General features: G+C 62.2%; 9 protein-coding genes and 1 pseudogene. All 10 read left to right on the plus strand.

Features of this window, described 5'->3' with window-relative positions:
- Nucleotides 1-21 precede the first annotated feature (21 nt).
- The 10 genes and pseudogenes from LOY38_RS15610 to glgX all read left to right on the plus strand — a co-directional run bounded on the left by LOY38_RS15610 (nt 22) and on the right by glgX (nt 13,854).
- On the plus strand, nt 22-468 hold the full coding sequence (locus LOY38_RS15610; RefSeq protein WP_258695995.1) for a DUF411 domain-containing protein: 447 nt from the start codon (nt 22-24) through the stop codon (nt 466-468).
- Nucleotides 468-902, plus strand: a complete 435-nt coding sequence (locus LOY38_RS15615) for a YqaA family protein (RefSeq protein WP_258695996.1) — start codon at nt 468-470, stop codon at nt 900-902. The genes LOY38_RS15610 and LOY38_RS15615 overlap by 1 nt, the downstream gene beginning before the upstream one ends.
- A gap of 4 nt (nt 903-906) precedes the next feature.
- Nucleotides 907-1,419 (plus strand): annotated as a pseudogene (locus LOY38_RS15620) (alpha/beta fold hydrolase); the annotation flags it as partial.
- A 13-nt stretch (nt 1,420-1,432) separates the two neighbouring features.
- Nucleotides 1,433-2,386, plus strand: a complete 954-nt coding sequence (locus tag LOY38_RS15625) for a D-2-hydroxyacid dehydrogenase family protein (RefSeq protein WP_258695997.1) — start codon at nt 1,433-1,435, stop codon at nt 2,384-2,386.
- A gap of 581 nt (nt 2,387-2,967) precedes the next feature.
- Entirely contained in the window at nt 2,968-4,554 is a 1,587-nt protein-coding gene (gene glgA / locus LOY38_RS15630; protein WP_258695998.1) for a glycogen synthase GlgA, read from the plus strand.
- Between the two features lie 13 nt (nt 4,555-4,567).
- The gene (gene treZ, locus LOY38_RS15635) at nt 4,568-6,364 is read left to right on the plus strand and encodes a malto-oligosyltrehalose trehalohydrolase (protein ID WP_258695999.1); all 1,797 of its coding nucleotides are present in this window, start codon (nt 4,568-4,570) and stop codon (nt 6,362-6,364) included.
- Nucleotides 6,361-8,439 (plus strand): 4-alpha-glucanotransferase, encoded by a 2,079-nt coding sequence (gene malQ / locus LOY38_RS15640; protein WP_258696000.1) that lies wholly within the window; start codon nt 6,361-6,363, stop codon nt 8,437-8,439. Before treZ ends, malQ begins: the two co-directional genes overlap by 4 nt.
- Complete coding sequence (locus tag LOY38_RS15645; RefSeq protein WP_258696001.1) at nt 8,436-11,231, plus strand: malto-oligosyltrehalose synthase; 2,796 nt, start codon at nt 8,436-8,438, stop codon at nt 11,229-11,231. Before malQ ends, LOY38_RS15645 begins: the two co-directional genes overlap by 4 nt.
- A 21-nt stretch (nt 11,232-11,252) precedes the next feature.
- Nucleotides 11,253-11,603 (plus strand): DUF2934 domain-containing protein, encoded by a 351-nt coding sequence (locus tag LOY38_RS15650; protein WP_258696002.1) that lies wholly within the window; start codon nt 11,253-11,255, stop codon nt 11,601-11,603.
- Nucleotides 11,604-11,694: 91 nt separating this feature from the next.
- Nucleotides 11,695-13,854: a glycogen debranching protein GlgX gene (gene glgX / locus LOY38_RS15655; RefSeq protein ID WP_258696003.1), complete on the plus strand. Its 2,160-nt coding sequence runs from the start codon at nt 11,695-11,697 to the stop codon at nt 13,852-13,854.
- Nucleotides 13,855-14,048: the final 194 nt, after the last annotated feature.

The following is a 14,048-nucleotide window of genomic DNA, read 5'->3' on the forward strand; positions in this document are numbered from 1 at the left end:
GCAACCCGAGACGAAATCCCCATGCGAACCCACCTGCGTCTGGCCGCCCTGAGCGCCCTGTTCATTTCCTCCCTGGCCCAGGCCGCCGACTTGATCCCCATCGAAGTTCACCGCGATGCCAACTGTGGCTGCTGCAAGAAATGGGTCAGCCATCTGGAAGCCAACGGCTTCAAGGTTGAAGATCATGTCGAAGCCGACATGAGCCAATTCAAACAACAACACGGCGTTCCGCCTCGCCTCGCGTCCTGCCACACCGGCTTGATCAACGGCAAATTCGTCGAAGGCCATGTACCGGCCGAACAAGTGCTGGCCTTGAGCAAGCGTGACGATCTGTTGGGGGTTGCCGCCCCCGGCATGCCCATGGGCTCGCCCGGCATGGAAATGGACGGCATGAGTGATGCCTACCAGGTGATCGGCCTGAAAAAGGACGGCACTGACGTGGTGGTGGCGGACTACCCTGCCCATTGATGTTGGGTGCCTACATCGGGCTGTTTCTCGCGGCGTTCGGTGCCGCGACCCTGCTGCCCTTGCAGTCCGAAGCGGTGTTGGTGGGGCTGTTGCTCAGCGGCCAGTATGGGCTCTGGTCGCTGCTGGCAGTGGCAACGCTGGGCAACGTGCTGGGCTCGCTGCTGAACTGGTGGCTGGGGCGCGGCATCGAGCGGTTCCGCGACCGACGCTGGTTTCCAGTCAGGCCTCGCCACCTCCAGCAAGCCCAAAAGCACTATCAGCGCTACGGTCATTGGTCCTTGCTGCTGAGCTGGGTGCCCATCATTGGCGACCCACTGACGCTGGTGGCCGGTGTCATGCGCGAACCGCTGGGGCGTTTCCTGGTGATCGTGACCCTCGCCAAGGGCGCCCGCTATGGTGTGCTGGCCCTGGCCACGCTGGGCTGGATGGGTTGAACGCGGCCTGGAAGACTGGAAAACCCTCGGCGTGCCGTATCGCACGGTTGATCAATGGTATGAGCGCGAGCTGAACGTGACCGCGCAAGGTATCCACGACTACCAACGCACCACCTATTACGATGGCCGCTGGAAGCCCGAGTTTGACCGCTGGGTGGACATGTACGCAGGCCTGGCCAAAGGACCGGGCAATACAGCGGTGGCGTGGAACTCGGCACTGATTTACGACATGATCTTCACACAACCGGTGTACTACGAGTTCAAGGACCTGAAAGTGCCGACCCTGCTGCTGATCGGCACCTGCGACACCACAGCCATCAACAAGGACATCGCTCCGCCCGAGGTCAAGGCGAAAATCGGTCATTACGACGTACTCGGCAAGCATGTGGCGAAGCTGATCCCGCAGTCGACCCTGATTGAATTCCCGGGCCTTGGCCACGCGCCGCAGATGGAGGAACCGGCGAAGTTCCATCAGGCGTTGCTCGACTGGCTGAACAAAACCAATCCCGTTCGTTGATGAGGTAAGGCTGATGGCGGTGAAAATTGCGGTGATCGATGACTGGCAGGGCGTAGCTCGCGACGTGGTGGACTGGTCGGTGCTGGACACCATCGGGGAGGTGAGTTTTATCCATGACTACCCCGCCGACAACGAAACCCTGGCCGAGCGTCTGGGCGCATTCGAGGTGATCTGCGTGATGCGCGAGCGCACCCGGTTCGACGAAGACCTGCTGCGCCGCTTGCCCACACTCAAACTGCTGGTGACCGGCGGCATGCGCAACGCCGCCCTGGACCTGAAAGCGGCTGCCGCGCTGGGTATCCAGGTCTGCGGCACCGACAGTTACAAACACGCCGCGCCCGAACTGACCTGGGCGCTGATCATGGCCGCGACCCGCAACCTGGTGAATGAAGCCAATGCCTTGCGCGCAGGTTTTTGGCAACAAGGCCTGGGCGGTGACCTGCAAGGCAAGACGCTGGGGATCCTCGGCCTGGGCAGCATCGGTCAACGGGTCGCCCGGTTCGGTCAGGTGTTCGGCATGCGGGTAATTGCCTGGAGCGAAAACCTGACCGCCGAACGGGCTGCCGAAGTCGACGTGACCTACGTCAGCAAGCAGGAACTGTTCGAGCAAGCCGATGTGTTGTCGGTCCATCTGGTGCTCAGCGACCGCAGCCGAGGGCTGGTGGACGCTCAGGCACTGGACTGGATGAAACCCACGGCATGGCTGGTCAATACTGCGCGCGGGCCAATTGTCGATGAGTCGGCGCTGATCAAGGCGCTGCAGAAAAAACGCCTGGCGGGCGCTGCGCTGGACGTGTTCGAACACGAGCCGTTGCCCCGCCATCATCCCTTTAGAACGCTGGACAATGTGTTGGCCACACCTCATGTCGGGTATGTCAGCCGGCAGAACTACCAACTGTTTTTTTCGCAGATGATCGAGGACATTCAAGCCTGGGTGGCCGGGGCGCCGGTTCGGACTCTGAACTAAGACCGCGTTATCGTTCTTCGCGAGCAGGCTCGCTCCCACAGGGGTTTTGTGTTCGGTGCAGAGCAAATGTGGGAGCGAGCCTGCTCGCGATGAGGCCCTCAAACCCACCACCACTTCCTGCACCCTGCGCACTGCAATGGTGCAAACACCTGTTTCACCGCGCCCATTTCGGTGACTTCCCGGTGCCGATTTGACCCACACCCAAAAACAAACCTGCCCTTCGTCGGTGCGCTTCCCCGCAAAGCCCTGTGCTTGCATCTTCTCTCAACCGATTGTCGAACAATCTCCCCAGTTGACGAGCCCCGCTCTAGGTTCTGGCCTAGACTCATTTTCGCGGGGTAAAACCGGCCGGTCATTCGGTGAAAAAAATAGAAACTTTTGATGCCGGCTTCGGGTCAGGTTAAAGGTAGGGCCACAGCGACTGGTGCATTCCTTGCAACAGCCACTCCACCCATTCTGCTTCAGCGCATGGGCAGCGTTTGCTCACCGATGCGTAGCGCGTTTGCGCCCGGTCACGGATTTGGCCACGAACACCGTTGGTGCCCGGCCTGGAATTAGATCAACAACACGGGGAGATCCATATGATCAGTACGGCGTTAGATATTCAGGGAGAGCGTGCTCATCAGCAGGTCGGCGAAACGAACGCCGTGGAGGCTCTTACCGCCAAATCGGTCAGCGTACCCGTCACCAAGACGCTGGCACCGGTAGCCAGTCAAAATCCCAACAAGAAGAAAGTCCTGTTCGTCACCTCGGAGATTGCCGATCTGGTGAAGACCGGTGGCCTGGGCGACGTTTCCGCCGCGCTGCCACGAGCCATGGCTCACTTGCACGACGTCCGGGTGTTGATCCCCGGTTACCCGCAAGTGCTGAACAGCGAAAATCCGATTCATATCATCGGTGAACTGGGCGGGCACGCCGCGTTGCCGCCCTGCAAGATCGGGCGCATGGACATGCCCGACGGCCTGGTCATTTACGTGTTGATCTGCCCTGAACTGTACCAGCGCGAAGGTTCGCCCTACGGCGCCAACAACGGCCGCGACTGGCCGGACAACCATATTCGTTTCGCCCGGCTGGGCCTCGCCGCAGCCGATATCGCCGCCAACCTCGCACAAATTCACTGGTGCCCCGACCTGGTGCACGCCCACGACTGGCCTGCCGGCCTCGCGCCCGCTTATATGCACTGGCGCGGGCAACGCACCCCGACCCTGTTCACCATCCACAACCTGGCGTACCAGGGCGTGACCAGCCTCGGCTCGTGCCCGGAACTCGGTATCCCCCTGCATGCCTTGCAACAGGAAGGCATGGAGTTTTACGGCAAGATGTCGTTTCTCAAGGCCGGCATGGCCTATTCGAGCCACATCACCACCGTCAGCGCCACCTATGCCCAGGAAATCACCACGCCGGCCTTCGGCTGCGGCCTCGACGGCTTTCTCGCCGCCAAGACCCAGCAAGGTCTGCTCAGCGGGATTCCCAATGGCATCGATGAAAGCTGGGACGCCGCTACCGATCCGCACCTGTTCCACCCTTTCGGCATCGGCGATTGGGACGGCAAAGCGATCAACGCGACGCACGTTCGCCGACTGTTCGGCCTGGAAGACTCCGAAGGTCCGCTGTTCGCCGTGGTCTCGCGGCTGGTCTACCAGAAAGGCCTGGACCTGACCGAAGCGGTGGCCGAATACATCGTCGCCAATGGCGGGCAAATCGCGATCATCGGCCGTGGCGAACCGGAAGAAGAACAAGCCATGCGTGAGCTGGCGTTGCGCGTCCCCGGGCAAATCGGCGTGCACATCGGCTTCAATGAAACCGACGCCCGCCGGATGTTCGCCGGCAGTGACTTCCTGCTGATGCCTTCGCGTTACGAACCTTGCGGCCTGAGCCAGATGTACGCCCAGCGTTTCGGTTCATTGCCGGTGGCGCGCAATACCGGTGGCCTGGCCGACACCATTGAAAACGGCGTGACCGGTTTCCTTTTCGACGAATCCACCGTGGAGAGCTATCGCGAAGCCCTGAGCCGCGCGTTCAAGGTGTTCGCCTTCCCGGGCCTGCTCAACGCCATGCGCTGCCGGGCCATGGCGGCGCCCTTCAACTGGTGCAAGGCGGTCGAACCCTACGCCGAACTCTATGAACAACTGGTGGCTAAAGCGCTGGGCAAATCGGGCAAACAGTAAGAGGTTTTCAACGATGCCGTTACGGACCCTTGAGACCTGGCCCCACGGCGCAATCATGCTGGACGCAGAGCACACGCGTTTTGCCTTGTGGGCGCCAGATGCGTTTTACGTCAGTCTTGAACTGGAAAACGGACAATCCCTGCCGCTGCTGCCTCAGGCCGATGGCTGGTTTGTGATCAATACCCGCTGCCCCGCAGGAACCCGTTACCGCTACAACATCGATGGCGAGCTTACGGTGCCGGACCCAGCCTCCCGCGCCCAGGCGGGCGACATCGGCAGCCACAGCGTGGTGGTCGACCCCCTCGCTTATCGGTGGCAACAAAGCACCTGGCAGGGCCGGCCATGGAATGAGGCGGTGATCTACGAGCTGCACGTCGGTGCACTCGGGGGGTTCAGCGAGGTCGAGCAACATCTGGCGCGCCTGGCCGAGCTGGGCATTACTGCCATCGAACTGATGCCGCTGGCGCAGTTTCCCGGCGAGCGCAATTGGGGCTATGACGGGGTTTTACTTTACGCGCCTCAGGCCTCCTACGGCTCCCCCGAACAACTCAAACACCTGATCGACACGGCCCATGGTCATGGCCTGGCGGTGATTCTCGACGTGGTCTACAACCACTTCGGCCCGGACGGCAATTACCTGCATCGCTACGCCCAAGGCTTTTTCCGCGAAGACCAGCACACCCCGTGGGGCGCGGCCATCGACTTCCGGCGGCGCGAGGTGCGCGACTTCTTCATCGACAACGCGCTGATGTGGTTGCGGGAGTACCGCTTCGACGGCCTGCGTCTGGACGCGGTGCACGCCATCGAAGACCCGGACTTCCTTCAGGAACTGGCGCAACGGGTTCGCCAGCAAACCGACACGGCGCGGCACGTGTGGCTCATGGCGGAAAACGAGCACAACCAGGCCAGCCTGCTGGAGCAAGGTTTCGACGCGCAGTGGAATGACGACGGCCATAACGCCCTGCACGTTTTGCTCACCGGTGAAACCGACGCCTATTACGCCGACTACGCCGAAAACCCCACCGAACAACTCGCCCGCTGCCTGAGCCAGGGTTTCGTATTTCAGGGCCATATCACCCGCCACGGTACGCCACGCGGTGAGCCGAGCGGTCACTTGCCGCCCACGGCCTTCGTGCTGTTTCTGCAAAACCACGACCAGATCGGCAACCGCGCCTTTGGTGAGCGCCTGCATCAACTGGCCCGGCCTGATGCCCTCTACGCCGCCACCGTGTTGCTGCTGTTGTCGCCGATGATTCCGCTGATGTTCATGGGCGATGAGTTCGCCGCCGAGCAACCGTTCCTGTTCTTCACCAGCCACCACGGTGAACTGGCGGAGTTGGTGCGCGAAGGACGACGCAATGAGTTCGCGGCCTTCAGTGCCTTTGCCGACCCGCACAAGCGCGAGCAAATACCCGACCCCAACGCGACGCAGACCTTCGAAGTCTCGCGGCCGAAGCTGACCGCCACCCGGCAATCGCCGGTTTACGCCCTGTATCGCCAACTGTTGCAGATCCGCCATCAGCACATCATCCCGCACCTGCCGGGCGCCCAGGCCCTGGGTGCGCAGGTACTGGCCGAGGGCGCGGTGACGGCACGCTGGCGGCTGGGCAATGGCAGTCAGCTGCGCATTGACCTGAACCTCAGCGACGCGCCCGTGGTCCACACCCCACAGGCCAACGCGACGCGGCTGTTCGAATACCCGCCGCAATCGGCCGACCTGTTGGATCAGGGCACACTTGCCCCGCATTGCGCGCTCGTCAGCCTCACGGCCGCAGCCCCTTTGCTACCCCCGGATGGAGAGCGCCCATGAGCGATGCACAACTGGAAATACTGGCCGGCCGAGCAGGCCTGGCCGTCGACTGGATCGACGCCAATGGCCGCCCACAAAAAGTCGCCCCGGCGGTGCTGCGCTCAGTGCTGGCCGGGCTTGGCCACCCCGCCGACACCGCCGAGGAAATCGACGCCAGCCTGCTGCAACTGCAGCAGGTGCAACAAACCCGGCACCTGCCGCCGCTGCTGACCTGCGACGTGGGCGTCGGCCTTAATCTGGCCCACTACTTCGCACCGCAAACCCCATGTGAAATTCATCTGGAAGACGGCTCACGGATCAACCTGAAGCTGGATGACAACGCTGTTTTGCCCGGGCTGGTGCCGGTGGGTTATCAGCACGTCAGCATCGGCGATCAATCCTTCACCCTCGCGGTGGCGCCCGAGCGCTGCTACAGCGTCGGCGACGCCGTTGACAGTCAAAACCCGCGTGCCTGGGGCCTGAGTGTGCAGTTGTACTCGCTGCGCCGTCCCGGCGATGGCGGTTTCGGCGATACCCAGGCCCTCGAAGATCTGGCCCGGGTGGCCGGCGAACGGGGCGCCGAAGCGTTGGCGATCAGCCCGCTGCACGCGATGTTCAGCGGCGACACCCAGCGTTACAGCCCTTACTCGCCATCCAGCCGTTTGTTCCTCAATAGCCTGTACGCGGCGCCCGGTGCCATTCTCGGTGAACGCGCCCTGCGCACCGCGATCGACGCCACCGGCCTTGGCGCTGAGCTCAAGCACCTCGAAGCACTGCCGCTGATCGACTGGCCCACCGCCGCCGAAGCCAAGCACCGCTTGCTCGAAGCCTTGTACGAAGGGTTCACCCACGGCGAACACCCCTTGCATGCCGACTTCAGCAGTTTCCGCCATGCCGGCGGCGAAGCGCTGGAAAATCATTGCCGCTTCGAAGCGATTCAGGAAGCCCGTGCGCAGCGCGGTGAAAACCTCGACTGGCGCGCGTGGCCCGAGCAATGGCGTGACCCGCGCAGCACCGCTCTTGCGCATTTTGCCGAAGAAAACTCGTCCCGCATCGGTTACTACGCGTTCTGCCAATGGCTGATTGCCCGCAGCCTGGAGCGCGCCCAGAGTGCCGCCCGCAGTGCCGGCATGGGCATCGGCCTGATCGCCGACCTCGCGGTGGGCGCCGACGGCGGCGGCAGCCAGGCCTGGAGTCGCCAGGACGAATTACTCGCCTCCCTGACCGTGGGTGCACCACCGGACATCCTCAACCGCGCGGGCCAGGGCTGGGGCATTTCCGCGTTTTCCCCCGAAGGCCTGGTGCGCAACGGCTTTCGCGCGTTCATCGAAATGCTGCGGGCCAACTTCGCCCATGCCGGCGGCCTGCGCATCGATCATGTCATGGGCCTGCAACGACTGTGGGTGATCCCCAACGACGCACCGCCCAGCGACGGCGCCTACCTCTATTACCCGGTGGACGACCTGCTGCGCTTGCTGACCCTCGAATCCCATCGGCATCAGGCCATCGTGCTCGGCGAAGACCTCGGCACCGTACCCGATGGCCTGCGGGAAAAACTCATCGCGCGCTCGATCCTCGGCATGCGCGTGCTGCTGTTCGAACAGGACAACACCCACTTCAAGCCGATTCTCGACTGGCCGGACAACGCCCTGGCAACCACCAGTACCCATGACCTGCCGACGCTCAATGGCTGGTGGCATGGCCGCGATATCGATTGGAGCGCTCGCTTGGGCCTGACCGACGCCACGGGTGAAATCGAATGGCGCCACCATCGCGAACGCGAGCGCGAAGGTTTGCGTCGGGTATTGAGCCAGGACCCGCAGAATTTTCGCGAAGAGTCCCATGAAACCGATCAGGTGCTCGACGCCAGCGTCCGCTTCCTCGGCCATACCCGCGCGCCGCTGGTGTTGCTGCCGCTGGAAGATGCCCTGGGTATCGAACAGCAGGCCAACCTGCCCGGCACTACCGACAGCCATCCCAACTGGTCCCGCAGGCTACCTGGCGACAGCGAAGCCCTGCTCGATGATCCGGACGCCGCCCGCCGCCTGGAACTGCTCGCCTGCGCGCGACTTCAGGCGGCCGAGCGTGACCAATGAAGCAACCGCTCAACCCACCGCTGCGGGCGACCCTGCGGCTGCAATTTCATAAAGACTTCACCCTGGATCAGGCGATCCCGCTGGTGCCGTACTTTGCCAGTCTGGGCATCAGCCACGTCTACGCTTCGCCGCTGCTCGCCGCCCGCGCAGGCTCCATGCATGGCTACGACGTGGTGGACCCGACCACGGTCAACCCTGAACTGGGCGGCGAAGCTGCCTTGCGCCGTTTGGTCGCTGCGTTGCGCGAACAGCACATGGGGCTGATCCTCGACATCGTCTCCAACCACATGGCCGTCGGCGGTGGCGATAACCCCTGGTGGCTCGACTTGCTGGAATGGGGACGACTGAGCCCTCACGGCGAGTTCTTCGACATTCAATGGCACTCACCCGACCCGTTGATGGAAGGCCAGTTGCTGCTGCCCTTCCTGGGCAGCGATTACGGCGTCGCCTTGCAGAACGGCACCCTGCCCTTGCGCTTCGATGCCCGGCGCGGTGCCTTTTATGTCGAGCACTACGAACATCACTTCCCGATTTGCCCCACGAACTACGGCGAACTGCTCAAGACGGATGATCAATTGAATGCCGAACAGGCTGAGCGGCTCAAATCCCTGGCGGACCGCTTCAGTACCTTGAGCTATCAGACCGACGCCTACAGTCTGGCGATTCCACTGAAAATGGAGCTGCGGGAACTGGCCAGCGATCCGGCCGTTCTGCACGCCATCCAGCGCACGCTCGGCACCTACGACTCGCTCAACCCCGAGGGCTTCCAGCGTCTGCACACGCTGCTGGAACGCCAGAGTTATCGCCTGGCCAGTTGGCGCACCGCGGCGGACGATATCAACTGGCGGCGCTTTTTCGATATCAACGAACTGGGTGGCCTGCGCGTCGAACGTCCAGCGGTGTTCGAAGCGACCCATGCAAAAATCTTCGAGCTGGTGGCCGAAGGCCTGGTCGACGGACTGCGCATCGACCACATCGACGGCCTCGCCGACCCGCGCGGTTACTGCCGCAAACTGCGGCGCAGGGTCGATCGCCTGTCGCCGCAGCGGCACCTGCCGATCTACGTCGAGAAGATCCTCGGCGAAGGCGAAACCCTGCACCGCGACTGGTGCGTCGATGGCAGCACCGGTTACGAATTCATGAACCAGTTGTCGTTGCTGCAACACGACCCCGAAGGCGCCCGGACCCTGGGTGAGCTCTGGAGCCGGCACAGCGAACGGCCCGCCGATTTCCGCCAGGAAGCGCAACTGGCGCGCCAGCAGATTCTCAACGGCTCGTTGGCCGGGGATTTCGAAAGTGTCGCCCACGCCCTGTTGCAAGTGGCCCGGGACGACCTGATGACGCGGGACCTGACCCTCGGCGCGATCCGTCGGGCCTTGCAGGAATTGATCGTGCACTTCCCGGTGTACCGCACTTACATCAGCCCCTTGGGCCGCTTTGCTCAGGACGAGGCGTTTTTCCAGCAGGCCATGGACGGTGCAAGGCAAACCCTTGGCGAAGCCGACTGGCCGGTGCTCGACTGCCTGGCCGGCTGGCTCGGTGGCCAACCCTGGCGCAAACACCCAATGGGCCGCCCACGCAAACTGCTCAAGCATGCGTGCGTGCGCTTCCAGCAACTGACCTCACCGGCGGCGGCCAAGGCGGTGGAAGACACCGCGCTCTATCGCTCGGCGGTGCTGCTGTCGCGCAACGATGTCGGCTACAACACCGAGCAGTTCAGTGCGCCGGTTTCCGACTTCCATGCTGCCTGCGTCAATCGCCTCGCCGAATTCCCCGACAACCTGCTGGCCACCGCGACCCACGACCACAAACGCGGCGAAGACACCCGCGCGCGGCTGGCGGTGTTGAGCGAACGCAGCGCCTGGTATGCCGAACAGGTCGAACACTGGCGAAACCTCGCCGGCGAACTGCGCACCGACCCCGGCGCGCCCTCAGCGGGCGATGAGCTGATTCTCTATCAAGCGATCCTCGGCAGTTGGCCACTGGAACTGCGCAGTGACGATCAAGTGGCGCTCGAGGACTACGCCAAACGTATTTGGCAGTGGCAACAAAAAGCCCTGCGCGAAGCCAAGTTGCAAAGCAGCTGGAGCGCGCCAAACGAGGCGTATGAACAGGCGACCCACGGGTTTCTCGAGCGTCTGCTGCTGAGCCCCGAAGGCCAGCCACTGCGTGCGGCCATCGGTGCGGCCGCGCAGAGCATTGCCGCACCGGGCGCGCTGAATGGATTGGCGCAAACCTTGCTGCGAATGACCGTGCCGGGGGTACCGGACCTCTATCAGGGCAACGAGTTCTGGGACTTTACGTTGGTCGATCCGGACAACCGTCGGCCGGTGGATTACGCCAGCCGCCAGCAGGCCATGCACAAACGGTTGGAGCTGCCCGATCTGTTGGCGAACTGGCGTGACGGGCGCATCAAGCATGCCCTGGTTGCCCAGGTGTTGAACCTGCGTGCCGAGCATGTCGAGCTGTTTCAAAAAGGGACTTATCAAACCCTTGAAGTGATTGGCAGCCAGGCTCACCGGGTACTGGCGTTTGCGCGGGAATGCCAGGGAAAACGGGCTATCGTGATCGTACCGATACGCTGTGCCGAACTGCTGGAAAACAGTGCCGATCCACAGGTTGATGCGCCCCTGTGGGGCGATACCCGAGTCAAATTGCCATTCGCCGCCCCTGAAGAAAATCTGAAGGGACTTTTTGCAAGCGTCGCAGTCACAAAACACAGGGAACTAATGGTCAGCGCCGCGCTGGGGGCTTTCCCGGTCAATCTCATTATCCAAACGACCCAAGCTTGAGTTCAGTTCAGGAGCATTGCGATGAGTACCGACGATAAACGCATCCGCGAATTTGCCTATCAAATCTGGGAATCCGAAGGCAAACCCGTAGGCCAGGAAAAACGCCATTGGGAAATGGCCTGCAAGCTGGCCGAAGCCGAAGCACTGGCGCCCGGCAAGTCAGCGAAAGCGACCGGCAGCAAAAGTGTCGGCAACAAGTCCGTTGCCAGCAAGCCCGACGGCAAACTGGTCAATGCCAAGGGCATCGAAGCCACACCCAAAGCCCGTGCCAAGCCCAAAGCCAAACCCGCCGCAGCTTCGGCAGTGACTCCGCCGGGCGAAAAAGCCACCGTAAAAAAGCCTCGCGCCGCGCGTAAACCGCCCGCGGTCTGACGCTTCACGGCCTTGTCCTGATTGACTTCGTGGCGAGCCCTCTCGCCACCGAGAGCGCATTCGCCCTCAAAAAAACGTTGCAGGAGCAGCTATGACCAGTCCAAAGAAAACCGCGCCCGAACCTCGTGCCGAGGCTTCGCGAATCCGTGAAGGCTTGCCCTTCCCGCTAGGCGCGACCTGGGATGGCCTGGGGGTCAATTTCGCGCTGTTTTCGGCTAACGCGACCAAGGTCGAACTGTGCATCTTCGACGATGCCGGCGAGGTGGAACTCGAACGTATCGAATTACCGGAATACACCGACGAGATCTACCACGGCTACTTGCCCGATGCCCACCCGGGCTTGATCTACGGCTATCGCGTGTACGGTCCGTATGACCCGGCCAACGGTCATCGTTTCAACCCCAACAAGCTGCTGATCGATCCCTACGCCAAGCAATTGGTCGGTCGATTGAAATGGTCCGAAGCGTTGTTCGGCTACACCATCGGCCACCCTGATGCCGACCTCAGTTTCGATGAACGGGACAGCGCGCCCTTCGTGCCCAAATGCAAAGTGATCGACCCGGCTCACACCTGGGGCCACGACCATCGGGTCAGCGTGCCGTGGGACAAGACGATCATTTATGAGACACACGTACGCGGTTTCAGCATGCGTCATCCCTCCGTCCCCGAGAACCTGCGCGGCACCTTCGCCGGGTTGATGGTCGATGACGTGCTGGAACACATCCGCAAACTCGGTGTGTCGACCGTGGAATTGCTGCCGATTCATGCCTTCGTCAATGACCAGCACCTGCTGCACAAAGGCATGACCAATTACTGGGGTTACAACAGCATCGCCTTCTTTGCCCCGGACCCACGCTACCTGGCCAGCGGCAAGATCGCCGAGTTCAAGGAGATGGTCGCGCACCTGCACGAGGCCAATCTGGAAGTGATCCTCGACGTGGTCTACAACCACACCGCCGAGGGCAACGAACAAGGCCCGACCCTGTCCATGCGCGGCATCGACAATGCCTCTTACTACCGCCTGAGACCCGACGACAAGCGCTACTACATCAACGATTCCGGCACCGGCAACACCCTGGACCTGAGCCACCCGTGCGTGCTGCAAATGGTCACCGACTCCCTGCGTTACTGGGCCACGGAAATGCACGTGGACGGCTTCCGCTTCGACCTGGCGACCATTCTCGGCCGCTACCACGACGGTTTCGACGAGCGTCACAGCTTTCTCGTGGCCTGCCGGCAGGACCCGGTGCTGCGCCAGGTGAAAATGATTGCGGAAGCGTGGGATTGTGGCCCCGGTGGCTATCAAGTCGGCAACTTTCCGCCGGGTTGGGTTGAGTGGAATGACAAATTCCGCGACACCGTGCGCGCGTTCTGGAAAGGCGACGACGGCCAACTCGCCGACTTCGCCAGCCGCATGACCGCGTCCGGTGAGATGTTCAACCAGCGTGGCCGTCGACCGTATGCCTCGGTGAACTTCGTCACCGCCCACGACGGTTTCACCCTGAACGACCTGGTGTCGTACAACGACAAACACAACGAAGCCAACGACGAGAACAATCAGGACGGCAGCAACAACAACCTGTCCTGGAACCATGGCGTCGAAGGTCCGACCGACGATCCCGAGATCAATGAACTGCGCCAGCGCCAGATGCGCAATTTCTTTGCCACGCTGCTGCTGTCCCAGGGCACGCCGATGCTGGTAGCCGGCGACGAATTCGCCCGCACCCAGGAAGGCAACAACAATGCTTATTGCCAGGACAGCGAAATCGGTTGGGTCAATTGGGACCTGAGCGAAGACGGCAAGGCTCTGCTCAAGTTCGTCAAACGCCTGATCAAATTGCGCCTGGCCTATCCGATCCTGCGGCGCGGGCGCTTCCTGGTGGGCAATTACAACGAAGACATCGGCGTCAAGGACGTGACCTGGCTGGCCCCGGACGGCAGCGAAATGTCCAACGAGCAATGGGAGGAAGGCCACGGTCGCTGCCTGGGCATGCTGCTCGATGGCCGCGCCCAGGAAACCGGCATTCGCCGCAAGGGTGCCGACGCGACCCTGCTGCTGGTGGTCAACGCCCACCATGACATCGTCAATTTCCTGCTGCCGGAAGTGCCTGACGGCGGTTTCTGGACCTGCATGATCGATACCAATCAACCGTCGATTCGAGGCCAGGAACACTTCGAATTCGGTCGCCAATACTCGGTCACCGGCCGTTCGCTGCTGCTGTTCGAATTGCAGCATGAGGAAGAAGAGTGAAAACGAGGCAATCCCTGTGGGAGCGAGCCTGCTCGCGAAGGCGATGGCACATGCAGCATTGATGTGACTGACAGACCGCTATCGCGAGCAGGCTCGCTCCCACAGGGTTTTGCTGATTTTTTGCGAACCCCGACACAGCCAGGGTTAAAAAAACCGCATCAGACCAAAGGCTGGGGCGACGAATAGCGTTTCAT

It is taken from the genome of Pseudomonas sp. B21-015, assembly GCF_024749285.1.
Classification (GTDB): Bacteria; Pseudomonadota; Gammaproteobacteria; order Pseudomonadales; family Pseudomonadaceae; genus Aquipseudomonas.